Raw genomic sequence first — 24,661 nt, 5'->3', positions numbered from 1 at the left:
GCCTACAACCCCCGCATCGCTGCCGCCGCGATCGACGCACTCCGCTTGCGCGCCGCCGGATCGAACATCGCGCCGGTCACGATTACCTCGTCCACCTGCGTCCGCTCGATGAACTTCGCCAGTCCCGCCCGCACCGTGTCCGGTCCGCCGATCGCCGAGCATTCAAGCACATGGTCGAGGATCGCATTGCCCTGCGCCCCGATCTGCGAGCGGTAGTTCGCGACGGGCGGGGGCAGTTCGATCGGCTGGCCGGTACGGATCGCGACGAACATCTGTTCGGTCGAGCTGGCGAGCAGCCGGGCCTCTTCGTCGGTATCCGCTGCCAGCACGTTGAACGCGGCGGCGGCATAGGGTTTGTCGAGCACCGAAGAGGGACGAAAGTTACGCCGATACGCCTCCAGCGCCTGGTCGAGCGCGGCGGGGGCGAAGTGCGAGGCAAAGGCGTAGGGGAGGCCGAGCATGGCCGCGAGTTGCGCGCCGAACAGCGACGACCCTAATATCCACAGGTCGATGTTGGCACCGGCGCCCGGCACCGCGCGGATGCCGGTGCGGCCGTCGTCCGCGAAATAGCTCTGCAATTCGACGACGTCCTGCGGGAAGGCGTTGGGGTCGCTGTCCAGCGTGCGGCGCAGCGCCCGCGCAACCATCTGGTCCGATCCCGGCGCACGGCCCAGCCCCAGGTCGATCCGCCCCGGATAGAGCGCGTCGAGCGTCCCGAACTGTTCGGCGATGGTCAGCGGCGCATGGTTGGGCAGCATGATGCCACCCGCACCGACGCGGATCGCCTTCGTCGCGGCGGCGACATGGCCGATCACCACCGCCGTCGCCGCGCTGGCAATTCCCGGCATGCCGTGATGTTCGGCCACCCAGTAGCGGTGAAATCCCTCCGCCTCGGCATGGGCGGCAAGGTCGGCGGCGGCGGCGAGCGCTTCGCCTGGGGTGCCCCCCTGACGGACGGGGACGAGGTCGAGCATCGAATAGCGGGTCATTCGAGAGAGATGGGGAGCAGGTTGCGAATTGCCACCAATCCCACATTGGCCGCGCCCAAGCCGGGCTTACAGCAGCAGCTCGCCGCGCATCACCGTCACGCACTGTCCGCCCAGCACCGCGCGATCCCCGTCCAGCGTGCAGGTCAGATGCCCGCCGCGTGCGCTCGCCTGAAACGCGGTGAAGCGGTCGCGGCCCAGACGCTCTGCCCAGAACGGGGTGAGCGCGGCATGCGCCGATCCGGTCACCGGGTCTTCGTCCACGCCCCAGGCGGGCACGAAGACGCGGCTGACGACATCGGCGATATCGCCCGGCGCAGTGACGATCGCCATGACGTGACAGGCCGACAGCGCCGCCATGTCGGGCGTGCAGGCGTGCACCGTCGCCGCATCCTTCACCAGGATGATGCTGGTTTCCTGCGCGCCCGACACGCTCGCGAACACCTCGCCCTCGACGCCCAGCGCCGCCAGCAACGCCACATCGGGGGCAGGCGCAACCCGCGTCACCGGCAGGTCGAGCGTATAGCCATCGCCCTCCCGCCGAACGATCAGCACCCCCGCCTTGCGTGTCGCGAACCGCACCGCGTCGCGCGTCCCCATCAGCACATGGCCGCTGGCGAGCGTGGCATGGCCGCACATCGCGATCTCGACGGTCGGCGTGAACCAGCGCAGTTCGTACTCCGCCTCGCCGTCGCTTGCCGGCACGACGAAGGCGGTTTCGGACAGGTTATGCTCCAGCGCGATCGACTGGAGCAGCGCATCGTCGGGCCATGCGTCGAGCGGCATCACCGCCGCCGGATTGCCCGCGAAGGGCCTGTCGGCAAAGGCGTCGACCACGGTGAAGGGCATCGCCATCAATAGCTTCCCACGCGCTTGCCGAACCAGTGCGGCGTCACGTCCGCCTCGACCAGCGGATTGTCGGTGTCGACATGGCCTTCGGGGTCAAGATGGATCAGCACCTCGACCTTGGGGAATGCCTGGCGCAGCGCGCGTTCGACCCCTTCGACCACGTCATGCGCATCGGCGACGGTCATGTCCCGGGCGACCTCCATGTGGAACTGCGCGAAATCGTGGCTGCCCGACCGGCGGGTGCGGAAGTCGTGGATGCCGCGCAGCCCCTCCTGCCGGGCGGCGACGTCGAGGAAGGCGCGGCGCTCCTCCTCCGGCCATTCCTTGTCCATCAGCTGGTCGATCGCCTGGCTCGACGCCTGGAACGCGCCCCAGCCCAGCCATAGCGCGATCAGGATGCCCATCACCGGATCGGCGCCGCGAATCCCGAAAATCTGGTCGAGCACCATCGCGACGATGACCGCGAGGTTGAGCAGCAGGTCGCTCTGATAATGGACATTGTCGGCACGGATCGCGACCGATCCGGTGCGGTTGATGATCGACTTCTGATACGCCAGCAGTGCGAAGGTGGCGATCATCGCGATCACCGACACGCCGATGCCGAACTCCACGTCCTGCGTCTCGCCCGGCGCGCCGAACGCGGCGATGGCGCGCCACGCGATACCCGCCGCCGATGCGGTGATGAGCATGACCTGGAACAGCGCGGCCAGCGCCTCCGCCTTGCCATGGCCGAAGCGATGGTCGTGATCGGCGGGCGTCGCGGCGAGGCGCACGCCGTACAGGGTCACGAGGCTGGCGAGCAGGTCGAGCGCGGTATCGGCAAGGCTGCCGAGCATCGCCACCGACCCGGTATGCCATGCGGCAAAGCCCTTCAGCCCCAGCAGGAACAGCGCCATCGTCACCGACGCGATGGCGGCGCGGGTGGCGAGTGGGATCACCCGCTTGCGTTCGGTCTCGGTCACGGGAACAACAGTCCTTGGCTCCAGCCGTCGTCGGTCGCGGTAAAGACCCGGCGTTCGTGCAGCCGGTGCGCGCGGTCCTGCCAGAACTCGATCGTCCGCGGGGTAACCCGGTATCCGCCCCAGAAGGGCGGGCGCGGCACGTCCTGCCCGTCGAATCGCGCCTGTACCTCGGCGAAGCGTGCTTCGAACGTGTCGCGGCTGTCGAGGGGGCGCGACTGTTCGGAGGCCCATGCCCCCAGCTGCGAATCGCGCCCGCGCGAGGCGAAATAGGCGTCGGATTCGGCGTCGGAGGCGAGCGTCACCGGCCCCTCGATCCGGATCTGCCGGCGCAGCGACTTCCAGTGGAACAGCAGCGCCGCGTTGGGATTGGCGGCCAGATCGCCGGCCTTGCGCCCTTCGCGATTGGTATAGAACACGAATCCGTCGCGGCCATGCCCTTTCAGCAGCACCATCCGCACCGACGGCCTCCCCGCGGCATCGGCGGTGGCGAGCGCCATGGCATTGGGGTCGTTCGGCTCGCTGGTCTGCGCCTCGGCGAACCACTCGTCGAACAGGGCAAAGGGATCGGTCATGGCCCGCCCATACGCCCTTTCGCAGGCGATTTCACCCCGGCCCGATGGGCAGCGCCGCGGAACGACTCTTTCCCCTGCGAATTGAATCGGTTGAGCAACGATTTCGGGACAACCGGCATGACGGCACGCGCATATTGGCAGGGGCAGATTCGCCTCGCCCTCGTATCGATCCCGGTCGAAATCTACAGCGCCACCAAATCGGGGGCGAGCATCAGCTTTCGCCAGATTCACGAACCCAGCGGCAAGCCGATCCATTACGAGAAATCGGTGACCGGCATCGGCCCGGTCGACCCGGACGAGATCATGAAGGGATACCAGCTCGAAAAGGGCGAATATGTCCTGCTCGACCAGGACGAGATCGACGCGGTCAAGCTGGAGTCGAAGAAGACGCTGGAGCTGACCCAGTTCGTCGACGCGCATGAGATCGACGTGATCTATTACGAGAAACCCTATTTCGTGGTGCCCGCCGACGACCTTGCCGAGGAAGCGTTCGTCGTGCTGCGCGAGGCGTTGAAGCGCACGAAGAAGGTCGGGCTGGGCCAGCTGGCGCTGCGCGGCCGGGAATATGTCGTCAGCCTGAAGCCGTGCGGGCGCGGGCTGGTGCTGGAGACGCTCCGCTATGCCGACGAGGTCAATCGCGCCCAGTCCTATTTCCGCGACATTCCCGATGCCAGGCCCGATGCCGATCTGCTCGACCTGGCCGAGACGCTGATCGCCAAGAAGACCGCCGCGTTCGACCCGCAGGAGTTTCACGACCGCTATGTCGATGCGTTGAAGGACCTGATCGAGCGCAAGGCCAAGGCGAAGGGGCGTAAGATCGTCGATACCGACCCCAACGAAGATCGACCGAGCGGCGGCAATGTCGTCGACCTGATGGCGGCGCTCAAGAAATCGCTCGAGAAGCCGGCGGCCAAGGCACCGGCGAAGAAGACCACGCCGAAGAAGCGCGCACCGGCGAAGAAGGCCGCCACGACGCGCAAGCGGGCCTGACATGGCGCGCAAGTCCGATCCGCTGGCCACCTATAACGCCAAGCGCGATTTCGCGCGCACCGCCGAGCCAGCGGGGACGCTGGCCAAGGGGCAAGGCAACCGCTTCGTCGTGCAGAAGCATGACGCCACACGGCTACACTATGATTTCCGGCTGGAGGTGGACGGGGTGCTCAAAAGCTGGGCGGTGACGCGCGGACCCAGTCTCGACCCCGATCAGAAGCGGCTGGCGGTACGCACCGAGGATCATCCGCTCGATTATGCCGGGTTCGAAGGGGTGATCCCGGCGGGCGAATATGGCGGCGGCACGGTGATGTTGTGGGACGAGGGCACCTGGTCGCCGGTCGCGGGCAAATCGGCGACGGATTTGAAGAAGGGGCATCTCCATTTCGTGCTGGCGGGCACGCGGATGCGCGGCGAATGGCTGCTGGTCCGGCTCAAGCCCCGTGGCAAGGAGAAGCGCGAGAACTGGCTGTTGCGCAAGGTCGCCGATGGGGAAGCGGGCGGCACCGACACGCTGACTGCAACGATGCTGACCAGCGTGACCACCGGGCGGACGATGGAGGAGATTGCCGAGAGCAAGCCCGCCCCGCGCAAGGTGGCGGCCGAAGCGAAGCGCCCGGCGTTCGTCGAACCGCAGCTTGCGACGTTGGTCGATGCGGTGCCGACGGGCGGCGAATGGCTGCACGAGGTGAAATATGACGGTTATCGCATCCTGATCGCGACCGGTGGCACCGGTCCCAGACTCTACACCCGCACCGGGCTGGACTGGACGGCGAAGTTTCCCGGCATTGCCGAGGCGGCGGCAAGCCTGCCGCCGGGCCTGTTGCTCGATGGCGAGGTGGTCGCGCTGAAAGACGGCAAGCCCGATTTCTCGACCTTGCAGGCGGCGATCAAGGACGGTGGGGAAATGCGCTGCTTCGCCTTCGACCTGCTGCGCGATGCCGATGGCGACCGACGCGACGAGGCGCTGGTGCGGCGCAAGGAGCGGTTGCAGCGGGTGCTGGCCGGGGCCGATCCGCGCATCGCCTATTCCGACCATGTCACCGGGTCGGGCGAGAAGCTGTTCGCGGCGATGTGTGCGGAGGGGTTCGAGGGGATCGTGTCGAAGCGCGCCGATGCCCCCTATCGCGGCACCCGCTCGCGCAGCTGGCTGAAGGTCAAATGCACCCATCGGCAGGAATTCGTCATCCTCGGCTGGCTGCCGAGCGAGGCGAAGGGGCGGCCGTTCAAGTCGTTGTTGCTGGGTGTGCAGGAGGAAGGCGGCCTGCGCTATGCCGGCAAGGTCGGCACCGGATTCGACGCGGCGAACATGGCGGAGGTGGCGGCGGCACTGGCCCCGCTGGCGCGCAAGACGCCACCAGTCGAGCTGCCCGCCGTGCAACGCCGGGGTGCGCGCTGGGTCACGCCGAAGCTGGTGGCGGAGATCGCCTTTGCCGAATTCACCGCCGACGGGCTGGTGCGCCATGCGAGCTTCATTGCCTTGCGGGGGGACAAGGCGGCCAAGGACGTGGTGCGCGAAACGCCGGTCGCCGCCGATGCCGCGCCGGCGGTGCGCATCAGCCATCCCGAGCGGGTGATCTTTCCCGGCGACCGGCTGACCAAGGGCGATCTGGCAGCCTATGTCGAGCGGGTCGCGCCGTTGCTGCTGCCCGCAGCCGCCGACCGGCCGCTCAGCCTGGTGCGCTGTCCGCAGGGGCGGGGCAAGGCGTGCTTCTTCCAGAAACACGACGCCGGCAGCTTCGGCGATGCGGTCCATGCGATCGATATTGCGGAGAAGGAGGGGAAGCGCGAACCGTATCTCTATGTCCGCGATGCCGCCGGGCTGCTGTCCTGCGTGCAGATGGGGACGATCGAATTTCATGGCTGGGGATCGGGCGTCGGCGATGTCGAGCGGCCCGACCGGATGGTGTTCGACCTCGATCCCGACGAGGGGCTGGACTTTGCCGATGTGAAGCGCGCGGCACATGATATCAGCCGGCATCTGGGCGATCTGGGGCTGGCGAGCTTCGCGATGCTGTCGGGCGGCAAGGGGGTCCATGTCGTCGTTCCCCTCACCCCGCAAGCCGAGTGGCCGACGGTCAAGGATTTCGCCGACCGCTTCTCCCGCGCGCTGGCGCAGGCCGAGCCGGACCGCTTCGTAGCGACGATGGCGAAGGCGAAGCGGAAAGGACGCATCTTCATCGACTGGCTGCGCAACCAGCGCGGCAGTACCGCCGTGCTACCCTATTCGGCCCGCGCAAGGACCGGCGCGCCGGTGGCGGCCCCGGTCGCGTGGCGCGAGCTGGACGACATCGACAGCGCAGGCCGCTGGACGATCCGCGACGCCGACGAACTGCTGAAGCGCGCCGACAGCCGACTGCTGACCGGCTGGGGCGTCGCGGATCAGGTGTTGCCGGACCGGTAAGCGCGCCACCGGCCACTACCGTATTCCCGGGCAGGCGGGAATCCAGGGTTGCTTCTTGCACCGGTTGCGTTCGGGGCTCCGGACCCCCGCCCGCGCGGGGGCACGCCTCGGCTATTGGCCGCTCCGCTCCGCCAACTTGCGCTCCCACGCCAGCGCGTCGCGCACGATCTGGTCGAGATCGGCATGCTGCGGCCGCCATGGCAGGGTGGCGAGGATCGTGCTGTTGTCGGCGACCAGCGCGTCGGGATCGCCGGCGCGGCGGCCTTCCAGCCGGCGGTCGATCGTCATGTTCGTCACCCGGTCGACCGCGTCGAGCACTTCGAGCACCGAATAACCGCGGCCATAGCCCGCGTTCATCGTGTGGCTCTTCGCCGGATCGGCCATCAGCAGGTCGAGTGCATGGACATGGGCATCGGCCAAGTCGGTGACGTGGATATAGTCGCGCACGCCGGTCCCGTCGGGGGTCGCGAAATCGGTGCCATAGACGCCCACATGGCCGCGCTTGCCGGTCGCCGCCTCGACCGCGACCTTGATGAGATGGGTCGCACCCGCCGTCGACTGGCCGCTGCGCCCCTGCGGATCGGCGCCCGCTACGTTGAAGTAACGCAGTGCCGCATAGTTGATCGGATGCGCGGCGGCGACGTCGGCCAGCATGATCTCGGTCATCAGCTTCGACATGCCGTACGGATTGATCGGCTGTTTCGGGCTGTCCTCGCGCACGGGCACGACTTCGGGTATGCCGTAGGTCGCGGCGGTCGAGGAGAAGATGAAGTGCTTCACCCCCTCGCCCACCGCGCTCTCGATCAGGCTGCGCGAGGCGGCGGTGTTGTTGCGGTAATATTTTAGCGGGTTCTCGACCGACTCCGGCACCACCACCGATCCGGCGAAGTGCAGGATGGCATGGACGTCATGGTCGCGCATCGCCGCGCGCACCGCCACGTCGTCGCTGATATCGGCCACGACCAATGTCGCGCGCGGATCGACCGCCCAGTCGAAGCCCGTGACGAGGTTGTCGACCACCACCACCTCATGGCCCGCGTCGAGCAGCGCCAGCACCGCATGGCTGCCGATATAGCCCGCACCGCCCGTGACCAGAACCTTGCCCATTACCGTACCCCCGATTGCGTCGCCGTGATGCGCGCCTATCTCTGCGACCAAAGGAGATTACGCAATGGCTACCGAACAGGCGACCTTCGCCGGCGGATGTTTCTGGTGCACCGAGGCGGTGTTTCGCGACGTGATCGGCGTGGAGCAGGTCGAAAGCGGCTATATCGGCGGCACGGTTGAGCATCCGACCTACAAGCAGGTGTGCGGTGGCGACACCGGCCATGCCGAGGCTATCCGCATCACCTATGACCCGGCCGTCATCGGTTACGACGATCTGCTCGACATTTTCTTCGCGACGCATGATCCGACGCAGCTGAACCGGCAGGGCAACGACGTCGGCACCCAGTATCGCTCGGCGATCTTCCCCCATTCGCCGGAACAGGAAGCGGCGGCGCGTGCCGGGATCGAGCGCGCGGGCGAAGGGCGTGGCACGATCGTCACGACCATCGAACCGCTCGCCACCTGGTATCCGGCCGAGGATTATCATCAGGAATATTGGGACGGCGAAGGCCAGCGTAATCCCTATTGCCTGGCGGTGATCCCGCCCAAGCTGCAAAAGCTGCGCAAGAGTTTCGCCGCGCGGAGCAAGGCGGCCGAATCGGCTTGAACCGCCACTCGGTTATCATAAGTTTGCAAGGGCCGTGCCAAGACTGCGCGGCCCTTGTGTCGTTTCGGGTAAATTGCTATCCCGATCCCGGCCACAGGGGCGACGAGACATGGGGGCGACGATCGATACGACCGGATCGGACCGGCGGTTCGCCGCGATCCGCGACTATCGGCTGATCGAGGCGATTGGCGATGGCGGGCAGGACGACCTTGCCCGGCTTGCCGCCGAAATCTGCGAAGCGCCGGTGGCGCTGGTCACCCTGCTCGCGGCGGACCAGCAATGGTTCGTGGCGGCGGTCGGCACCGATCTGTGCGGCACGTCGCTGGGCGATGCGATCTGCACCCACGCGCTCGATGTCGAAGACATCCTCGTCATTCCCGACCTCTCGACCGATCCGCGTACCTGCAACAGCGGGATCGTGACAGGGGAACCGCATATCCGCTTCTATGCCGGCGTGCCGCTGCGCATTGCCGAAGGGGTTCCGGTCGGGACGCTGTGCGTGATCGATGTCGTCGCCCGTCCCCAAGGGTTGAGCAACACCCAGCGCGACATGCTGCTGCGGCTCGCGCGGCAGGCGGTAACCACGCTCGAACTGCGACGGCTGCTCGCCGAACGCGACGAAACCCTGCGCCGCATCGCCGAGACCGAGGCGGCGCTGAGCGGCAACGAGCAACGCTGGCAGCGACTGTTCGAAAATATCAGCGACGGCTTTGCATTGGGCGAGGCGATCCGCGACCCGGACGGGCAGGTGGTCGATTGGCAGTTCGTCGACGCCAATCCGGCGTGGTTCGCGCTGTCGGGCGTGGACCGCGAACGGATGCTGGCACTGACCGGACGGCGGCTCGATCCGGCTGCCCCCGCGCACTGGGCCGACGAATTGCACGGCATGCTGTCGGACGGCGTGCCGATCGGTTTCGTCCACCACATCCCCCATCTGCGCCGCTGGTTCCGCGGCCATTGTTTCCGCATCGAGGGCGACCGGTTCGGCGCGATCCTGCGCGACATCACCGCCGAACGCGCAGCGGATGGCCGCCAGTCCGCGCTGATCCAGCTCGGCGACCTGCTGCGCGACTGCCACGATGTCGCCGATGTCGCGCGGGCGGCGTCGGCGCTGATCGGGCAGGCGCTGGACGTCAGCTGTGCCGGGTTCGGCCGGATCGACGCCGGTCTGACGCAGGTGGAAATCGGTCCCGACTGGACCGTGACCGGCGGCGCGTCGCTAACGGGGCGACAGGCGCTCGACACCTTCGGTGAACTGGCGGGCGATATCGGACGGGGCGACGCGATAGTGGTCGCGGATGTCCAGCACGATCGTCGGACGGCGGGGCATGCCGATGCGCTGATCGCGCGCGGCATCGGCGCGTTCGTCATCGTACCGGTGCGCCGCGACGGACGAATCGTTTCCGCATTCCTCGTCTGCATGACCGGTCCGCGCCAATGGACCGGGGAGGAAATCGTGTTCCTGTGCAAGGTGGCCGACCGGGTCGAGGTCGGCATGGCGCAGGTCGAATCGGAAGCGCGGCAGAATCTGCTGATCCAAGAACTCGCTCACCGGCTGAAGAACACCCTGTCGATGGTGCAGGCGATCGCCTCGCAGACGCTGCGCGGGTCGGTCGACCGCGCGCCGCTCGACGCGTTCGAACGCCGGTTGCAGGCGCTGGGCGTGGCGCATGACGTGCTGGTCGAACGCAACTGGGTTGGTGCCGACATGGCGACGACCATCGGACAGGTAATGGCGGTGTTCGGCTGCGACGACCGCATTACGCTGACCGGTCCCGACGTGGCGCTCGGCGCCCGGGCGGCGCTGGCGCTGGCGTTGATGCTGCACGAACTGGGCACCAACGCGGTCAAATATGGCGCGCTGTCGACCGTCGAAGGGTCGGTGCTGCTCGACTGGCAGGTGGCCGACGATCAGCTGAGCATGACGTGGCGGGAATGCGGTGGCCCGTCGGTGCAGCAACCGGCCCGCCGGGGGTTCGGGTCGAAGCTGTTGCGGCTGGGCCTGGCGGGAACGGGGGACAGTGAAATCTGTTACGATCCGGCGGGCGTCCGCGTGTCGATGCGCGCCAATCTTGCCGATCTGGTCGGCGGCTGACCAACGAAAACGGGCCGCCCCGACAGGGACGGCCCGTATCCTGTACCGTTACGGCAGGTGCTTAGCGCACCGAACCGCGACGCACGAGGTTCACGATTGCCAGCAGCACGATCGCGCCGACCAGCGAATACAGGAAGCTCATCACGGTGATGCCGTTGTTGATGTTCGCACCGGTCACGAAACCGGCGATCACGGCACCGACGATGCCGACGACGACGTTCAGGATGATGCCCTGCTGCGCATCGGTCCGCATGATGATGCTGGCGAGCCAGCCGACGATGCCACCAACAACCAGCCAGATGATGATACCCATGTGACGTCCCTCCATTGCTGCCTGCAACCCGGCAATTTCGTACCGGGAGTACTGAGGGAAAGACTCACAAACGTCCGGCTTGTTCCGCCTCCGTTTTAACTGATAGGCTCAATATTTGCGCTGCTGCCGCTCATACAGGGACTTGTAGTGCTGGATCCGCGTCACGCGCAGGCCCGGCATCCCCGACCGGTCGACCGCGCGCTGCCAGCTGGCGAATTCCTCCGCCGACAGGTTGTAGCGCTGGCACACGTCGTCGACGCTCAGCAGGCCGCCATTGACCGCTGCGACCACTTCCGCCTTGCGTCGCACGACCCAGCGGGTCGTATCGGGCGGCGGCAGCGAATCGATCGTCAGCGGTTCGCCGAGCGGACCGATCACTTTTGCCGGACGGATTTTGTGGTTCTCAATCATACTGGACCTCGAGCCGGGGTCGCCCCCTCAAACCTTCTTGCGCGGTCATACGCGAACGCGGTTGAACATCGGCTAAAACGGCTAGGTAAACATCGTCTTCATCCGTTCGCATCGTGCCATCCCTTCGCGACGGGCCGGTGTTCCGGTACGACACATGCCCTCAGCAGGGCGGCAGTCCACCCGTTGAACGCCCCGTCCGCCGGATTGAGCAGGGACACCGGCGCGCGGTTCCATGCCAGTCGGGTCTGCAGTCGCGCCGTCGGCGTCGCCGCCTGCCGCCCGGTCGCAGCCGCCAGCAACACGGCCAGCTCCGTCGGCAGGGTGGTGACCGTGGAACCACGGTCGAAACGGGCGAAACTCAGATCCAAATGTTCTTCCAGCAACAGGACTTAGGGGATGGTGTTACCTCGACAACGTTGAAGGTCCGGTAAATGGCACCGCATTTTTGCAACCGACGCGCGAAGCGCCTATCTGGCGGGCCATGGACCTTGGTGAATTTCAACTGGATGCGCCCGTTTCGGCGCGCCGCATCGTCGTGGCGATGTCGGGCGGCGTGGACAGTTCGGTGGTCGCCGCACTCGCCCATGCGACCGGGGCGGAGACGATCGGCGTCACGCTGCAGCTCTACGATCATGGCGCGGCGGTAGGACGTGCCGGATCATGCTGCGCCGGGCGCGACATTCGCGATGCGCGTGTGGTGTGCGACAGGCTCGGCATCGCCCATTATGTCTTCGACCATGAAAGCAGCTTTCGCGAGACGGTGATCGACGATTTCGCCGATGCCTATCTGGCCGGGCGCACGCCGATCCCTTGCGTGAAGTGCAATATGGGGCCGAAATTCACCGACCTGTTCGCGCTGGCCCGCGACCTGGGTGCCGATTGCCTTGCGACCGGCCATTATATCCGGCGGGTGATGGGGCCGGCCGGGGCCGAATTGCACCGTGCGATCGATACGGCGCGCGACCAGAGCTATTTCCTGTTCGCGACGACGCAGGCCCAGCTCGACTTCCTGCGTTTCCCGCTGGGCGCGATGCCCAAGGCAAGGGTGCGCGAGATCGCCGCCGAACTGGGGCTGGGCGTCGCCGGAAAGCCCGACAGCCAGGACATCTGCTTCGTCCCCGATGGCGATTATGCCGGGCTGGTGCGCAAATTGCGGCCCGAGGCGAAGGACGGTGGCGAGATCGTCGATCTGGAAGGGCGGGTGCTGGGCCGCCATGGCGGACTGGTCGGCTATACCGTCGGGCAGCGGCGCGGCCTCGAGATCGGCGGGCTGGCCGAACCGCTCTATGTCGTACGCCTCGAACCCGCGACGAAGCGGCTGGTCGTCGGCCCGCGCAGCGCGCTGGCGGTCGGCGCGGCGCGGCTCTCCGACATCAACTGGATCGGCGGCGACCATGCCGGACCGCTGACCGCCAAGGTACGATCGATGGCCAAGCCGGTGCCGGCGCGGCTGGCGGGCGAACGGCTGGTGTTCGACGCGCCCGAATATGGCGTCGCGCCGGGACAGGCGGCGGTGCTCTATGCCGGTGACCGCGTGCTGGGCGGCGGCTGGATCGAAGGGACCGAGGCGGCCTGAAGGATCCTCCCCGCTTTGCGGGGAGGGGGACCGCCGCGAAGCGGTGGTGGAGGGGGCTGGCGGCATGCGGCGAGGTTGCCTTGCGCGGCCTACCCCCTCCACCATGCTGCGCATGGTCCCCCTCCCCATGATATGGGGAGGATCGGCTTGCCGCTTGCGCTTCGTCCCCTTACAGCCCCGACCCGATGCTGCCCGCGCTAGCCCATGTCCGCGACTGGATCTTCGATCTGGACAATACGCTCTATCCGGCGTCGTCCAATCTGTTCGCCGAGATCGAGGCGCGCATGGGGCACTATATCTGCGACCTGCTCGGCTGCGATGCGGAAGAAGCCCGTCGGGTACAGAAGCTGCATTTCCACAATCACGGCACCTCGCTGTCGGGGCTGATGGCCGAACAGGCGGTAGATCCGCACCATTTCCTCGATTTCGTCCACGATATCGACCTGTCGCCGCTGGTGCCCGATCCCGACCTGCCGCGCCTGTTGGCAGCGCTGCCGGGACGCAAGCTGGTCTTCACCAATGGCGACGCGGCCTATGCCGGCCGCGTCCTGGCGAAGCTCGGCCTGTCGGACAGTTTCGCCGGCATCCACGATATCCATGCCACCGCCTATCATCCCAAGCCGCATGTCAGCGCCTATGAAGGGCTGTGCGCGGCATGGGAGATCGACCCGACGACCGCCTTGTTCGCTGAGGACATGGCCCGCAATCTCGTACCGGCCAAGGCGGCGGGAATGACCACCGTGTGGGTCGACAACGGGTCCGAACAGGGGCCGGGGACGGCACGCGACCATATCGATTACATCACGCACGACATCGTCGCGTGGCTACGCTTCGTGGAGGAATCATGACCGACCTTGCCGCCCAGATCGACGCCGCCTGGGAAAACCGTGCCGAACTGACCGTCCATACCCAGGGCGAGGTCCGCGTCGCCGTCGACGCTGCGCTGGCGCTGCTCGATTCGGGTGAGGCGCGGGTGGCCGAACCGGTCGGGGACGGCTGGCAGGTTAACCAGTGGCTGAAAAAGGCGGTGCTGCTGTCGTTCCGCCTGAACGACAACCAGATCATGGACGGCCCGGGCGGCACCAACTGGTTCGACAAGGTGCCGGGCAAGTTCACCGGATGGGGCGAGCATCGCTTCCGCGACGCCGGGTTCCGTGCGGTGCCGGGCAGCATCGTGCGGCGCGGCGCCTTCATCGGCAAGGGCGCGATCCTGATGCCGAGCTTCGTCAATATCGGCGCCTATGTCGGCGAAGGCACGATGGTCGACACCTGGGCGACCGTGGGCAGCTGCGCGCAGATCGGCAAGAACGTCCACCTGTCGGGCGGTGCGGGCATCGGCGGTGTGCTGGAGCCGCTGCAGGCCGATCCGGTCATCATCGGCGACGGCGCCTTCATCGGCGCGCGGGCCGAGGTGGCGGAGGGTGTCCGCGTCGGTGAGGGTGCCGTGCTGTCGATGGGCGTCTATCTCGGCGCGTCCACCAAGATCATCGACCGGGCGACCGGCGAAGTGTTCCGGGGCGAAGTGCCGCCTTATGCGGTGGTCGTGCCCGGATCGATCGGTGGCGGCGACGGCAAGCCGGCGCTGTACTGCGCGGTAATCGTCAAGCGGGTCGATGCCCAGACCCGCTCGAAGACCAGCATCAACGACCTGCTGCGCGACTAATATATCCTCCTCGGCACGGGGAGGGGGACCAGCGAAGCTGGTGGAGGGGGGTGTCCTCGTCCACCACCGTTGCGTTTTGTGAGTACCCCCCCTCCACCCCGCCCTCTGGGCGTGGTCCCCCTCCCCGTACTGGAGAGGAACTGGTAGGCCGACACCATGACCCGCCCCCGTTCCATGATCCGCAGCTTTCTCCATGGCGAAGCGTCGGGCGGTATCGTCCTGATGCTCGCCTCGGCGCTGGCACTGCTGCTTGCCAATCTGCCCGGCATCGACACCGCCTATTTCCACGCGCTGCATATCGTGACCGGGCCGGTGTTGAGCGACCGGCATGGGCCGATGACGCTGCATTTGTGGGTCAACGACGCGGCGATGGCGTTGTTCTTTCTGCTGGTCGGTTTAGAGATCAAGCGCGAGCTGGTCGACGGGCGGCTCGCCACGTGGGAGCAACGCCGCCTGCCGGTGATTGCGGCGATCGCCGGCATGGGCGTCCCGGCGATGTTGTACCTGCTGGTCGCGCGGTCGACGCCGGGTCTCGCGCAGGGTTGGGCGATCCCGGCAGCAACGGACATCGCCTTTGCTGTGGGCGTCATGGCGTTGCTGGGCAAGCGGGTACCGGCGGCGCTGAAGCTGTTCCTGACGACGCTCGCCATCGTCGACGATATGGGGGCGGTGGCGATCATCGCGCTCGGCTATACCAGCGATCTCGACCTGACGGCGCTGGGCGGTGCGGTGCTGGTGCTGGCGATGCTGGTCGCGCTCAACCGGGCGGGGGTGATGCGTCTGGCACCTTATCTGCTGCTGGCCGTACCCTTGTGGTACTTCGTGTTCCTGTCGGGCATCCACGCGACGGTTGCCGGGGTGCTGGCGGCGATGACGATCCCGGTCAAGCCGACGCCGGGCGCACCGGAGGCGATCGATTCGCCGCTGCACCGGCTGGAACATGCCATCCATCCCTGGGTCGCGTTCGGCGTGGTGCCGCTGTTCGGCTTCGTCAATGCCGGGGTCGCGGTGACCGGCGTGCCGCTGTCGATCCTGTGGGCGCCGCTGCCGCTGGCGGTCGCGGTCGGGCTGTTCGTTGGCAAGCAGGTCGGTGTGCTGGGCGCGATTTGGCTGGCGGTGCGCAGCGGGCTGTCGTGCCGGCCGGGCGATGCGAACTGGATGCAGCTCTGGGGCGTCGCCGCGCTGGCCGGGATCGGCTTCACCATGAGCCTGTTCATCGGCGGGCTGGCCTTTGCCGATGACGCGGCGGCCATCGATCAGGTGAAGATCGGGGTATTGGCCGGGTCGCTGCTGTCCGCGCTGCTCGGCGCGACGCTCCTCCGCCTCGCGCCGGTCAGGGGTAGGTAGCGTCGACCGGGCGCTGCCCGGCCATCGCCTTCGCCACCGCTTCGGCCTGACCCAGCACGCGCAACACGTTGCCTTGCGCCAGCGCCGCGAGGTCGGCATCGCTCCACCCGCGCCGCGCCAGTTCGGCGAACAGCAGCGGATAGCCGTCGACCCCGCCCATGCCTTCGGGACCAGTGCCGGAAATACCGTCATAGTCGCCGCCGATGCCGACCGACGCGCGACCGGCGCCCTTCGCGATATGTTCGACATGGTCGGCCATCGTTGCCGCCGTCACGCGCGGAGCGGGGTTGGCGGCTTCCCAAGCCTTTACCGCTGCCGGTGCCTGCGCACCATACAGGTTGCCCGGCAGCCCCTGTGCCTTGGCAAAGGCGCCGCGGCGATTGTCCCATGCGTTCCACTCCGCCGACAGGAAGGCGGGATAGGCATTGACCATCACCACCCCGCCCTTCGCGCCGATCGCCCGCAGCAGATCGTCGGGAATGTTGCGTGGCCGGTCGGCGAGCGCGCGGGCGTTGGAGTGCGACGCGATCACCGGTGCCTTCGATTCGGCCAGCGCCGCCGCCATCGTCGCATCGGACACGTGTGCGACGTCGATCAGCATCCCCAGCCGGTTCATCTCGTGCACCACCTGCCGACCGAACGGGGTCAGGCCGTTGGCCTGCGGCGTATCGGTCGACGCATCGGCCCAGCCGACGCTCTTGGTATGCGTCAGCGTCATGTAGCGCACGCCGAGATTGTAATATTGCCGCAGCACCGACAGCCGCCCGTCGATCTGGTGCCCGCCCTCCACGCCGATCAGCGAGGCGACGCGGCCGCTCCTGGCGATGCGCGCCATGTCCGCCGCATCGCGAGCCAGCGCCATCCGGGTCGGATTGGCGCCGATCATCCGGCGGACGATGTCGATCTGCTCGATCGTCGTCTCGACCGCCTGCGGACCTGTCGTCGTTGCCGGGATCCAGACCGACCAGAATTGCCCGCCGACATGTCCACGCTTCAGGCGGGCGAGGTCGGTCTGCAGCGGCGGATCGATCTTGCTCGTATCGCTGGTCAGGTCGACCGATTCGACCGCCGCGTGATGATGTTCGCGAATGCCCCACGGCAAGTCGTTATGCCCGTCGATGATCGGCGCGCGTTCCAGCACCCGTTCGGCCCGTGCGCGGTCCTGTGCGGAAGGGGCGGGGGCCTGTGCGGCGGCGAGGAGCAGGAGCGGCAGGATCATGGATCCCACGCTAATCCGTCGCGCGTAGGCCGGACAAGTGCTACGCATGGCATCGGCCATGCGCCGGGGATATGGGAGACGTGCCGATGTACGCCATGCTGTTGCTGCTGGGACAGGCCGCGACGCCCGCCGTCCCGCTGCCAGGCCCGCCCGAGCGAATCTCGATCCTGGTCGATCCCTGCGCGTCGCAGCGGCGCAATTCGCAGGACGACGAAATCCTGGTTTGCGGGGAGGGCGTGCGCGAGCCGCGTCTGCCGCTGCCATCGGAACGCGCGCCCCCCGACCGTCCGCTCGCATCCAATCCTTATGCCGATGGGCGGGGTGCGGAGCTGGCGGCCGACAGCCCATGTGCCACCCTGTCGCAGGGCTGCACCACCGGCGTCGATATTTTCGGTGGCGGCACCTTTGCCATTCGCGCGATCGGCAAGTTGATCGACCCGGGCAGCTGCTGTGAGGAACCGGACGAATACAAGGATGTCGGCAAGCTGGTCGGCGACATCGTGCGCGGGATCAAGGGCGGCCCGTCGAAGAAGGAGCGGGCGAAGCGCGTGGCGATCCCGCTCGATCCGGCGGTGCCGTTGCCGGTAGCGGCCGTAGCGGCGAAGTAGGGGGGCTCGAAGATCCTCCCCGTGCCGGGGAGGATCTTCGCCTCCGGGGGTGACGCGGGAGTGAATCCCGCGTCGTCGGTCGTCGCTATGGCGACGCCGGCCGTCGCCGCCTTGTGCGCTTGGGGCATTGCCCCTTGCGCACCGGTCAGCAGCTTGCGCTGCTTCGCTCAAAGCTTGGCGGTTAGCTCCGGCACCACGTTGAACAGGTCACCCACCAGCCCGACATCGGCAACCTGGAAGATCGGCGCGTCCTCGTCCTTGTTGATCGCGACGATGACCTTGCTGTCCTTCATGCCCGCCAGATGCTGGATCGCGCCGGAAATGCCGACCGCGATATAGACTTCCGGCGCGACGATCTTGCCGGTCTGACCGACCTGATAGTCGTTCGGCGCATAGCCGGCATCGACGGCCGCACGCGAAGCGCCGACGGCGGCGTTCAGCTTGTCGGCGAGCGGATCGATCAGCGCGTGGAACTGCTCTTCCGATCCGAGCGCACGACCCCCCGACACGATGATCTTGGCGCTGGTCAGCTCGGGGCGTTCCGATGCGGCGATCTCGGCGCCGACGAAGCTCGACACGCCCTTGTCGCCGGTCGAGGCGACCGCTTCGACCGTGGCCGATCCACCGGTCGCTGCCGCCTTGTCGAACGCGGTGCCGCGCACCGTCAGCACCAGCTTGGGATCGCTGGTCTTGACCGTCGCGATCGCGTTGCCGGCATAGATCGGGCGGGTGAAGCTGTCCGGCCCCTCGACCGAGAGGATCTCGCTGATCTGCATCACGTCGAGCAGCGCGGCGACGCGCGGCGCGATGTTCTTGCCGGTGGTGGTGGCCGGCGCCAGGAAGGCGTCATGGCTGCCCATCAACTCGACGACCAGCGGCGCGACGTTTTCGGCGAGGTTATGGGCATAGGCGGCATCGTCGGCGACCAGCACCTTGGTGACGCCCACAATCTGCGCGGCGGCCTGTGCCACGCCATCGACGCCCTGACCCGCGACGAGCAGTTCGACCTCGCCCAGCTTCGCAGCGGCGGTGACGGTGGCATAGGTTGCGTCCTTGACCGACTGCCCGTCATGTTCGACCCAAACCAGCGTCTTCATGCGACCACTCCCAGCGTCTTGAGCTTACCGACCAGTTCGTCGACATCGGCGACCTTTACCCCGGCCTGCCGCTTCGACGGCTCCTCGACCTTGACCGTCGTCAGGCGCGGGGTGACGTCGACGCCGTAATCGGCGGCGGTCTTGGCGGCGAGCGGCTTCGACTTCGCCTTCATGATGTTGGGCAGCGAGGCGTAGCGCGGTTCGTTGAGGCGCAAGTCGGTGGTGACGATCGCCGGCAGGTTGAGCGCGACCGTCTCCAGCCCGCCATCGACTTCGCGGGTGACGTTGACGGTCTCGCCCGACACCTCGACCTTGCTGGCGAAGGTGCCCTGCGGATAGCCGGTCAGCGCCGCCAGCATCTGTCCGGTCTGGTTGTTGTCGTCGTCGATCGCCTGCTTGCCGAGGATCACCAGTTGCGGCGCTTCCTCGTCGATCACCGCCTTCAGCAGCTTGGCGACACCCAGCGGCTCGACCTTGGTCTCGCTGGTGATCAGGATCGCGCGGTCGGCGCCCATCGCCAGCGCAGTGCGCAGCGTGTCCTGCGATTTCTGTTCGCCGATCGAGACGACGACGATCTCGGTCGCTACGCCCTTTTCCTTCAGGCGGATCGCTTCCTCGACCGCGATCTCGTCGAACGGGTTCATGCTCATCTTGACGTTGGCCAGGTCGACACCCGACCCGTCCGCCTTCACGCGGGGCTTCACATTGTAATCAAGCACACGCTTGACCGGCACCAGCACCTTCATGAGCACTCCCTCTCAAAACGTTTTACGCGGTGGCATCGCGCGTTTCTCTGGCGGTTTTGCGTGGGTTTCGCAAGTCCGGTATGGAAACGCAGCGACGCCGTAGCGGCAGGTGGCGACCCTAGCGCGAATCGCCCTGCCACCCCAACGAAAAAGGGCCCGGACGTTTCCGTCCGGACCCCTTGTCCGTCGCAGGCAAAGGGCGATCAGGCCGCCTTCTGCACTTCCGCGACGATCTTCTTGGCGGCATCGCCCAGGTCGTTGGCGGGGACGATCGCGAGGCCCGAATTGGCGAGGATGTCCTTGCCGGCCTGCACGTTCGTGCCTTCGAGGCGGACGACCAGCGGCACCGACAGGTTCACTTCCTTCGCGGCGGCAACGATGCCTTCCGCGATGATGTCGCACTTCATGATCCCGCCGAAAATGTTGACGAGAATGCCCTTCACCGCCGGATCGGCGAGAATGATCTTGAACGCCGCGGTGACCTTCTCCTTGTTCGCGCCGCCGCCGACGTCGAGGAAGTTGGCCGGGAACATGCCGTTCAGCTTGATGATGTCCATCGTCGCCATGGCGAGGCCGGCGCCGTTGACCATGCATCCGATATCGCCGTCGAGCTTGATGTAGGCCAGGTCGTACTTCGACGCCTCCAGCTCCATCGCGTCTTCTTCGGTGGTGTCGCGCAGTTCCATCAGGTCCTTGTGACGGAACATGGCGTTGCCGTCGAAGCCGACCTTGGCGTCGAGCACGACCAGCTTGTTGTCGTCGGTGACGGCAAGCGGGTTGATCTCGATCTGCTCGGCATCGGTGCCGAGGAACGCGTCGTACAGCTTCGATGCGACGCTGGCGGCCTGCTTGGCGAGGTCGCCGGTCAGTTCGAGCGCGGCGGCGACGGCGCGGCCGTGGTGCGGCATGAAGCCGGTCGCGGTGTCGATGTCGATCGAGTGGATCTTTTCGGGCGTGTCATGCGCCACGGTTTCGATATCCATGCCGCCTTCGGTCGAGGCGACCATCGAGACGCGGCCGGTCGCGCGGTTGACGAGCAGCGCGAGGTAGAATTCCTTCGCGATGTCGACGCCGTCGGTCACGTACAGGCGGTTGACCTGCTTGCCGGCGTCACCGGTCTGGATGGTGACCAGCGTGTTGCCGAGCATGTCGGTGGCGTGGGCGCGGACTTCGTCGGCGGTCTTGGCGAGGCGGACGCCGCCCTTGGCATCCGGACCCAGTTCCTTGAACTTGCCCTTGCCGCGGCCGCCGGCATGGATCTGTGCCTTCACGACATAGAGCGGTCCGGGCAACTTCGAGGATGCTTCGACCGCTTCCTCGACGCTCATCGCCGAGAAGCCGGCGGGGACGGGCACGCCGAACTTCGCGAGCAGTTCCTTGGCCTGATATTCGTGAATGTTCATGGATTCGCCTTCCGCCTCTCGGGTGGGTGCCTGATAGTTGGCAAAGTTGCCGCGCTAAAGCACATGCGGGAGGTCGAATCCAGCCCAAATCGACCTTAATGCGATTGCGTCGCAGATGCTTTACGAGAGAGCGGTCGCGCAGAGCGCCGCCATGCCCGCCGACAGAGAGCGCGACAGGCCGGCGGATTGCAGGCCGCTGCGCAACCGCGCCTCGGGCACTGCGCAGCCCGTGAGGCCGGCGAGGACCAACAGGGCGGTAAGGCGTCGCAATGTCATGGCCGAGCCGCTATATGCCCGCGATGCACTGGGCAATCGGCATCCTTATCTTCCTCGCCACCGTGATCTTCATGGAAGGCTTCGCCTATGTCGCGCATCGCTGGCTGATGCACGGGCCGGGCTGGTTCCTGCACGCCAGCCACCACCGCCCGCGCCATGGCAACTGGGAGTGGAACGACCTGTACGCCGCGATCTTTGCGGTGCCGTCGATCGTGCTGCTGCTGGGCGGGGTGCAATGGGGGTGGTGGCCGGGGACGATCTGGATCGGCGCGGGCATCGCCGCCTATGGCGCGATCTATTTCGGCTTCCACGACATCATCGTCCATCGCCGGTTGCAGCACCGCTATCTGCCGAAATCCAGCTATATGAAGCGGATCATTTCCGCGCACCGGCTGCACCATGCGGTCGAGACGAAGGACGGCACGGTCAGCTTCGGCTTCCTGTGGGCGCCCAGGCCCGAGGAGCTGAAGGCCGAACTGAAGCGGCGCGGCAATGCCGGGGTGCGCGCGGCGACCGCGACGACCCGCGACCGCGTCGAGCATCCATGACCGCCGGCGGATGGCAGGCGCGGGCGCTGTCGTGGCTGCTCGCGATCTTCGCCACGCTGGCGATGGTCGGCGCGGTGGCGACGATGTCGACCAATGGCGGACCGACACGATCGGGCGCCGAAGTTGACAGCGACGCCACCCGGCAGGTCGATCCGCGCACCGGCGCGCCAGTGCCGCCGCCCGCGCCCTTCACCACCGGCGCGCCGCGCGTCGAGACGCCGCAGAGCATCGCCGTCGCCGCGCAGGCCGCCGCGACGCGCAAGGTCGCCGACTGGCTGGCGGTGCTGACCTATGCCGTGCTGGCGCTGGTCGCGGTGCTGGCGGTCGGGGTGCTGGCGCTGTTCCGTATCGCACAGGTGCTGTCCGAGCGGCGCGATTAGCCGGTGATCGTCGACCCGTTCTTCTATGTCGTCGCCGTCATCGCGGTGGCGATGCAGGGGCTGGCCAAGGGCGGGTTCGCCGGCATGGGCGCGCTGTCGATGCCGCTGCTGGCACTGGCGATCGATCCGGTCCGCGCCGCCGCGATCCTGTTGCCGATCCTGATCGTGCAGGACGTGGTGGGGGTATGGGCGTTCCGGCGGACCTTCGACGGGCGGGTGCTGGCATGGATGCTGCCGGGCGCGGTGATCGGCATCGCCCTCGGCTATGGCTTTGCGGCGTTGGTGTCACCTTCGGCGGTACTGGCGACGGTCGGGCTGATCTCGATCCTGTTCGGTGGCTGGCGATTGTGGACCGAGCGCCATGGCATGCCGGTCGCCAGCCGTTCGCCGGGCTGGGTCGGCACCTTGTTCGGCGTCGCATCGGGCATCACCAGTCAGATCGCCCATGCCGGACAGCCGCCGTTCCAGCTCTGGGTACTGCCGCGCCAACTTCCGCGCGACGTGCTGGTGGGGACGACCGCGCTGTATTTCTGCGCGGTCAACTGGCTGAAGGTGCCGGCCTATATCGGCCTTGGCCAGTTCACGCGCGCGAACCTGCTGACATCGGCCGCGCTGCTGCCGGTGGCGATCGCGACGACGTTCGGCGGGGTGTGGCTGGTGCAGCGGGTGTCGGCGAAGCGGTTCTACACGCTGATCTATGTGCTGATGATCGTGGTGGGGGTGAAGCTGGTGTGGGACGGGGTGGTTTAGCCGGGCAGGCATGCCGCGAAAAGACGATGGCCTGTGTCGTTTCGGCACCCTAGGCTATGCCATGGCCGTTCACCGTCGTCCGCTCGCACCCGTCATTTGCCTGTTTGTTTCGGCATGTGCCGGACAGGTGACGCTGATCCCGCCGCCGACACCGATCGCAGCGCCAATAGCGAAAGACGATTACAAGGTACGGTCACTCGCGGACGTCGATCCCGCACAACCCCTGGCCGGAGCAATGGCGGGGCAGACGCTCAGCCTGTTCGGCCGCGAGGACCTGATCGCCCGCACCAGCAGCGATTACAAGCCGACGGCGTGTTCGCCGATCGCAGGGGCGGGGGATGCGATCGGGACGATCATCGAACGTGCCCGCAAAACCTCGATCGTGATCGTCAATGAAAGCCATGAGCGATCCGAGCATCGCGGCTTTACGGCGCGGGTTGCGCGTGCGCTGCGTCCGCTCGGCTATGACGTACTGGCAATGGAGACATTGTCGATCCCGGCGCTGGGAACGCCGGACAAATTCCTGCCGCCCTATCTCAAGCGACCGGATCAGCTGTATTTCGAAGATACCGACGGCTATTACCTCTATGAAGCCGGTTTCGGACGACTGGGGCGGGAGGCAAAGGCGCTGGGGTATCGCCTGTTGCCCTATGAAGAGCGGTTCAGCGAGACGGCAGCGACCCTGTCCCTGGATGAGGGCATCGCCCGGCGCGAAACGGCACAGGCGGAGCAGCTCGCCGCCTACATCGCCGCGCATCCCAAGGCCAAGCTGCTGATCCATGTCGGTTATTCGCATGCAACCGAAGTGCCGCGTGCCGACGGCCAACGATGGATGGCGACGCGACTGAAGGCGATCACGGGTATCGACCCACTGACCGTGTCGCAGACGACCTGCCGGGGCGGCGGTAGCCGGGAGCGGCTTGCCGTGCTGCCCGCCGAGCAGCGGCCCGGTACGTTCGACGTGGTCGTAGATCATCCGACGGCGAAGTTCGTGCGCGGGCGTCCGGCATGGCGGGTGGCGGCAGGCGACCGGGTGGTGTCGATCCCAACCGCGTTGCGCCCGGCCAAAGGCTGGCGGATCGTCGAGGCGCGGCCGGTCGGGGAGAGCGAGGCGTCGGTGCCGATGGACCGGGTGGCGATCCGGCCGGGCGAGGATATCGCGCTGCTACTGCCGCCCGGGCGGTATCAGCTGAAGGTGGTGGACGTACCGATGGCCGCGAAGGAGTAGGGGGGGCTGTGCCATCGTATTCGGCATGCGTGTCCAGAGCGTTGTCCCGGCGCCTTTTCGTTATCAGCCTGACGAATCTTGCGGGGTCAATCTCAACGCTCCCACGCACTTTAGGCGAGGATAATTTTTGATGGACTTGCCCGCTAAGAAATCCCGCTAAGCACTCTCTGACATTCTTGCCTTGGCGGTAGGTGTAGGTGGAATATTCGTCTCCCGATTTTTGCGTAGCACGTTCCCGGCCCCGCCGGGGACGCTTTGGCTATGGGGATGCGTGGCGGTTGGGTTGGCTGCTGCCTGCGGCGTTGCTTTTGGGCACGGTTTTCGTGGCCTGCCGTGGATGCTGCAACTGGTTGGTGTTTACATTTCGCTGCAGATCCCGCTGCAGGTCGGCTATTCCTAGGGTCAGGACCCATTGATGTGAGCGTCGCGATCTGATTCAGGCTCCGCGAGGAGACCGGAATGAGTGACCTGTTTTGGCTGACGGATGAGCAGATTGAGCGGCTGCGGCCGTTCTTTCCCAAGAG

26 protein-coding genes are annotated in these 24,661 nt (G+C 66.8%); 13 read left to right on the top strand and 13 right to left on the bottom strand.

Annotated features, from left to right (window positions below):
* Nucleotides 1-2 precede the first annotated feature (2 nt).
* The 4 genes from CA237_RS17405 to pdxH form a co-directional block, all read right to left on the bottom strand.
* Nucleotides 3-989 (bottom strand): LLM class flavin-dependent oxidoreductase, encoded by a 987-nt coding sequence (locus CA237_RS17405; RefSeq protein ID WP_066692261.1) that lies wholly within the window; start codon nt 987-989, stop codon nt 3-5.
* Between the two features lie 66 nt (nt 990-1,055).
* On the bottom strand, nt 1,056-1,841 hold the full coding sequence (locus CA237_RS17400; protein ID WP_066692258.1) for a PhzF family phenazine biosynthesis protein: 786 nt from the start codon (nt 1,839-1,841) through the stop codon (nt 1,056-1,058).
* Complete coding sequence (locus CA237_RS17395; RefSeq protein ID WP_066692255.1) at nt 1,841-2,797, bottom strand: cation diffusion facilitator family transporter; 957 nt, start codon at nt 2,795-2,797, stop codon at nt 1,841-1,843. The genes CA237_RS17400 and CA237_RS17395 overlap by 1 nt, the downstream gene beginning before the upstream one ends.
* Complete coding sequence (pdxH, locus tag CA237_RS17390) at nt 2,794-3,369, bottom strand: pyridoxamine 5'-phosphate oxidase (protein ID WP_066692252.1); 576 nt, start codon at nt 3,367-3,369, stop codon at nt 2,794-2,796. The genes CA237_RS17395 and pdxH overlap by 4 nt, the downstream gene beginning before the upstream one ends.
* A gap of 117 nt (nt 3,370-3,486) precedes the next feature.
* Between pdxH and CA237_RS17385 the strand changes: the two genes are divergently transcribed.
* Together CA237_RS17385 and ligD are read left to right on the top strand one after the other, a co-directional pair.
* Nucleotides 3,487-4,359, top strand: a complete 873-nt coding sequence (locus tag CA237_RS17385) for a Ku protein (RefSeq protein WP_066692799.1) — start codon at nt 3,487-3,489, stop codon at nt 4,357-4,359.
* A gap of 1 nt (nt 4,360) precedes the next feature.
* A complete protein-coding gene (gene ligD, locus CA237_RS17380) occupies nt 4,361-6,763 on the top strand; it encodes a DNA ligase D (protein ID WP_066692250.1) in 2,403 nt (800 codons plus the stop codon).
* 111 nt (nt 6,764-6,874) lie between these two features.
* On the opposite strand, the gene galE is transcribed toward ligD, so the two are convergent.
* The gene (galE, locus tag CA237_RS17375) at nt 6,875-7,870 is read right to left on the bottom strand and encodes a UDP-glucose 4-epimerase GalE (protein WP_066692249.1); all 996 of its coding nucleotides are present in this window, start codon (nt 7,868-7,870) and stop codon (nt 6,875-6,877) included.
* Nucleotides 7,871-7,934: 64 nt separating this feature from the next.
* Between galE and msrA the strand changes: the two genes are divergently transcribed.
* Entirely contained in the window at nt 7,935-8,477 is a 543-nt protein-coding gene (msrA, locus tag CA237_RS17370; RefSeq protein WP_066692247.1) for a peptide-methionine (S)-S-oxide reductase MsrA, read from the top strand.
* A 109-nt stretch (nt 8,478-8,586) separates the two neighbouring features.
* Nucleotides 8,587-10,572 (top strand): GAF domain-containing protein, encoded by a 1,986-nt coding sequence (locus CA237_RS17365; RefSeq protein WP_126014992.1) that lies wholly within the window; start codon nt 8,587-8,589, stop codon nt 10,570-10,572.
* 61 nt (nt 10,573-10,633) lie between these two features.
* Here CA237_RS17365 and CA237_RS17360 read toward each other — a convergent pair whose 3' ends face one another.
* The 3 genes from CA237_RS17360 to CA237_RS17350 all read right to left on the bottom strand — a co-directional run bounded on the left by CA237_RS17360 (nt 10,634) and on the right by CA237_RS17350 (nt 11,664).
* Nucleotides 10,634-10,885 (bottom strand): GlsB/YeaQ/YmgE family stress response membrane protein, encoded by a 252-nt coding sequence (locus CA237_RS17360; RefSeq protein WP_066692242.1) that lies wholly within the window; start codon nt 10,883-10,885, stop codon nt 10,634-10,636.
* Nucleotides 10,886-10,993: 108 nt separating this feature from the next.
* Nucleotides 10,994-11,296 (bottom strand): DUF1153 domain-containing protein, encoded by a 303-nt coding sequence (locus CA237_RS17355; protein WP_066692240.1) that lies wholly within the window; start codon nt 11,294-11,296, stop codon nt 10,994-10,996.
* Between the two features lie 98 nt (nt 11,297-11,394).
* Nucleotides 11,395-11,664 (bottom strand): hypothetical protein, encoded by a 270-nt coding sequence (locus CA237_RS17350; protein WP_198158589.1) that lies wholly within the window; start codon nt 11,662-11,664, stop codon nt 11,395-11,397.
* A 113-nt stretch (nt 11,665-11,777) separates the two neighbouring features.
* Between CA237_RS17350 and mnmA the strand changes: the two genes are divergently transcribed.
* From mnmA to nhaA, 4 genes are all read left to right on the top strand, one after another.
* Complete coding sequence (gene mnmA / locus CA237_RS17345; RefSeq protein WP_066692238.1) at nt 11,778-12,872, top strand: tRNA 2-thiouridine(34) synthase MnmA; 1,095 nt, start codon at nt 11,778-11,780, stop codon at nt 12,870-12,872.
* Between the two features lie 185 nt (nt 12,873-13,057).
* Nucleotides 13,058-13,720 carry a pyrimidine 5'-nucleotidase gene (locus tag CA237_RS17340; RefSeq protein ID WP_066692236.1) on the top strand — a complete coding sequence of 221 codons (663 nt, stop codon included), beginning with the start codon at nt 13,058-13,060 and terminating at the stop codon, nt 13,718-13,720.
* Entirely contained in the window at nt 13,717-14,535 is an 819-nt protein-coding gene (gene dapD / locus CA237_RS17335; RefSeq protein ID WP_066692234.1) for a 2,3,4,5-tetrahydropyridine-2,6-dicarboxylate N-succinyltransferase, read from the top strand. Before CA237_RS17340 ends, dapD begins: the two co-directional genes overlap by 4 nt.
* 156 nt (nt 14,536-14,691) lie before the next feature.
* Nucleotides 14,692-15,882, top strand: a complete 1,191-nt coding sequence (gene nhaA / locus CA237_RS17330) for a Na+/H+ antiporter NhaA (RefSeq protein WP_066692232.1) — start codon at nt 14,692-14,694, stop codon at nt 15,880-15,882.
* On the opposite strand, the gene CA237_RS17325 is transcribed toward nhaA, so the two are convergent.
* Nucleotides 15,869-17,101: a dipeptidase gene (locus CA237_RS17325; RefSeq protein ID WP_066692229.1), complete on the bottom strand. Its 1,233-nt coding sequence runs from the start codon at nt 17,099-17,101 to the stop codon at nt 15,869-15,871. The genes nhaA and CA237_RS17325 overlap by 14 nt on opposite strands.
* 80 nt (nt 17,102-17,181) lie before the next feature.
* On the opposite strand from CA237_RS17325, the gene CA237_RS17320 reads away from it, so the two are divergent.
* On the top strand, nt 17,182-17,709 hold the full coding sequence (locus tag CA237_RS17320) for a hypothetical protein (RefSeq protein WP_126014991.1): 528 nt from the start codon (nt 17,182-17,184) through the stop codon (nt 17,707-17,709).
* Nucleotides 17,710-17,876: 167 nt separating this feature from the next.
* Here the strand turns inward: CA237_RS17320 and CA237_RS17315 are convergent, their stop codons facing one another.
* The 4 genes from CA237_RS17315 to CA237_RS19775 all read right to left on the bottom strand — a co-directional run bounded on the left by CA237_RS17315 (nt 17,877) and on the right by CA237_RS19775 (nt 21,231).
* Nucleotides 17,877-18,806, bottom strand: a complete 930-nt coding sequence (locus tag CA237_RS17315; protein ID WP_066692224.1) for an FAD-binding protein — start codon at nt 18,804-18,806, stop codon at nt 17,877-17,879.
* Nucleotides 18,803-19,552: an electron transfer flavoprotein subunit beta/FixA family protein gene (locus CA237_RS17310; RefSeq protein ID WP_126014989.1), complete on the bottom strand. Its 750-nt coding sequence runs from the start codon at nt 19,550-19,552 to the stop codon at nt 18,803-18,805. The genes CA237_RS17315 and CA237_RS17310 overlap by 4 nt, the downstream gene beginning before the upstream one ends.
* 203 nt (nt 19,553-19,755) lie before the next feature.
* Nucleotides 19,756-20,955 (bottom strand): ADP-forming succinate--CoA ligase subunit beta, encoded by a 1,200-nt coding sequence (sucC, locus tag CA237_RS17305; protein WP_066692220.1) that lies wholly within the window; start codon nt 20,953-20,955, stop codon nt 19,756-19,758.
* A 120-nt stretch (nt 20,956-21,075) separates the two neighbouring features.
* Complete coding sequence (locus tag CA237_RS19775; RefSeq protein ID WP_164523916.1) at nt 21,076-21,231, bottom strand: hypothetical protein; 156 nt, start codon at nt 21,229-21,231, stop codon at nt 21,076-21,078.
* A gap of 23 nt (nt 21,232-21,254) precedes the next feature.
* Between CA237_RS19775 and CA237_RS17300 the strand changes: the two genes are divergently transcribed.
* From CA237_RS17300 to CA237_RS17285, 4 genes are all read left to right on the top strand, one after another.
* Nucleotides 21,255-21,779 carry a sterol desaturase family protein gene (locus tag CA237_RS17300; protein WP_066692798.1) on the top strand — a complete coding sequence of 175 codons (525 nt, stop codon included), beginning with the start codon at nt 21,255-21,257 and terminating at the stop codon, nt 21,777-21,779.
* On the top strand, nt 21,776-22,159 hold the full coding sequence (locus tag CA237_RS17295; RefSeq protein WP_066692219.1) for a hypothetical protein: 384 nt from the start codon (nt 21,776-21,778) through the stop codon (nt 22,157-22,159). Before CA237_RS17300 ends, CA237_RS17295 begins: the two co-directional genes overlap by 4 nt.
* 51 nt (nt 22,160-22,210) lie before the next feature.
* The gene (locus CA237_RS17290; protein ID WP_066692796.1) at nt 22,211-22,909 is read left to right on the top strand and encodes a sulfite exporter TauE/SafE family protein; all 699 of its coding nucleotides are present in this window, start codon (nt 22,211-22,213) and stop codon (nt 22,907-22,909) included.
* A gap of 61 nt (nt 22,910-22,970) precedes the next feature.
* On the top strand, nt 22,971-24,137 hold the full coding sequence (locus CA237_RS17285; protein ID WP_066692217.1) for a hypothetical protein: 1,167 nt from the start codon (nt 22,971-22,973) through the stop codon (nt 24,135-24,137).
* Nucleotides 24,138-24,661: the final 524 nt, after the last annotated feature.

Source organism: Sphingomonas sp. ABOLH, assembly GCF_003951715.1.
GTDB classification, from domain to species: domain Bacteria; phylum Pseudomonadota; class Alphaproteobacteria; order Sphingomonadales; family Sphingomonadaceae; genus Sphingomonas; species Sphingomonas hankookensis_A.
The sequence above is the reverse complement of the archived record's forward strand: the minus strand, read 5'-3'. Positions and strand labels throughout refer to the sequence as shown.

What these genes read in the sequence shown, in the direction of transcription:
- msrA (WP_066692247.1), top strand. Translation starts at nt 7,935, where the DNA reads ATGGCTACCGAACAGGCGACCTTCGCCGGCGGATGTTTCTGGTGCACC.
- galE (WP_066692249.1), bottom strand. Translation starts at nt 7,870, where the DNA reads ATGGGCAAGGTTCTGGTCACGGGCGGTGCGGGCTATATCGGCAGCCAT.
- CA237_RS19775 (WP_164523916.1), bottom strand. Translation starts at nt 21,231, where the DNA reads ATGACATTGCGACGCCTTACCGCCCTGTTGGTCCTCGCCGGCCTCACG.
- CA237_RS17365 (WP_126014992.1), top strand. Translation starts at nt 8,587, where the DNA reads ATGGGGGCGACGATCGATACGACCGGATCGGACCGGCGGTTCGCCGCG.
- CA237_RS17405 (WP_066692261.1), bottom strand. Translation starts at nt 989, where the DNA reads ATGACCCGCTATTCGATGCTCGACCTCGTCCCCGTCCGTCAGGGGGGC.
- CA237_RS17355 (WP_066692240.1), bottom strand. Translation starts at nt 11,296, where the DNA reads ATGATTGAGAACCACAAAATCCGTCCGGCAAAAGTGATCGGTCCGCTC.
- ligD (WP_066692250.1), top strand. Translation starts at nt 4,361, where the DNA reads ATGGCGCGCAAGTCCGATCCGCTGGCCACCTATAACGCCAAGCGCGAT.
- dapD (WP_066692234.1), top strand. Translation starts at nt 13,717, where the DNA reads ATGACCGACCTTGCCGCCCAGATCGACGCCGCCTGGGAAAACCGTGCC.
- CA237_RS17325 (WP_066692229.1), bottom strand. Translation starts at nt 17,101, where the DNA reads ATGATCCTGCCGCTCCTGCTCCTCGCCGCCGCACAGGCCCCCGCCCCT.
- sucC (WP_066692220.1), bottom strand. Translation starts at nt 20,955, where the DNA reads ATGAACATTCACGAATATCAGGCCAAGGAACTGCTCGCGAAGTTCGGC.
- CA237_RS17385 (WP_066692799.1), top strand. Translation starts at nt 3,487, where the DNA reads ATGACGGCACGCGCATATTGGCAGGGGCAGATTCGCCTCGCCCTCGTA.
- CA237_RS17300 (WP_066692798.1), top strand. Translation starts at nt 21,255, where the DNA reads ATGCACTGGGCAATCGGCATCCTTATCTTCCTCGCCACCGTGATCTTC.
- pdxH (WP_066692252.1), bottom strand. Translation starts at nt 3,369, where the DNA reads ATGACCGATCCCTTTGCCCTGTTCGACGAGTGGTTCGCCGAGGCGCAG.
- CA237_RS17400 (WP_066692258.1), bottom strand. Translation starts at nt 1,841, where the DNA reads ATGGCGATGCCCTTCACCGTGGTCGACGCCTTTGCCGACAGGCCCTTC.
- nhaA (WP_066692232.1), top strand. Translation starts at nt 14,692, where the DNA reads ATGACCCGCCCCCGTTCCATGATCCGCAGCTTTCTCCATGGCGAAGCG.
- mnmA (WP_066692238.1), top strand. Translation starts at nt 11,778, where the DNA reads ATGGACCTTGGTGAATTTCAACTGGATGCGCCCGTTTCGGCGCGCCGC.
- CA237_RS17315 (WP_066692224.1), bottom strand. Translation starts at nt 18,806, where the DNA reads ATGAAGACGCTGGTTTGGGTCGAACATGACGGGCAGTCGGTCAAGGAC.
- CA237_RS17340 (WP_066692236.1), top strand. Translation starts at nt 13,058, where the DNA reads ATGCTGCCCGCGCTAGCCCATGTCCGCGACTGGATCTTCGATCTGGAC.
- CA237_RS17310 (WP_126014989.1), bottom strand. Translation starts at nt 19,552, where the DNA reads ATGAAGGTGCTGGTGCCGGTCAAGCGTGTGCTTGATTACAATGTGAAG.
- CA237_RS17290 (WP_066692796.1), top strand. Translation starts at nt 22,211, where the DNA reads ATGCAGGGGCTGGCCAAGGGCGGGTTCGCCGGCATGGGCGCGCTGTCG.
- CA237_RS17360 (WP_066692242.1), bottom strand. Translation starts at nt 10,885, where the DNA reads ATGGGTATCATCATCTGGCTGGTTGTTGGTGGCATCGTCGGCTGGCTC.
- CA237_RS17295 (WP_066692219.1), top strand. Translation starts at nt 21,776, where the DNA reads ATGACCGCCGGCGGATGGCAGGCGCGGGCGCTGTCGTGGCTGCTCGCG.
- CA237_RS17285 (WP_066692217.1), top strand. Translation starts at nt 22,971, where the DNA reads ATGGCCGTTCACCGTCGTCCGCTCGCACCCGTCATTTGCCTGTTTGTT.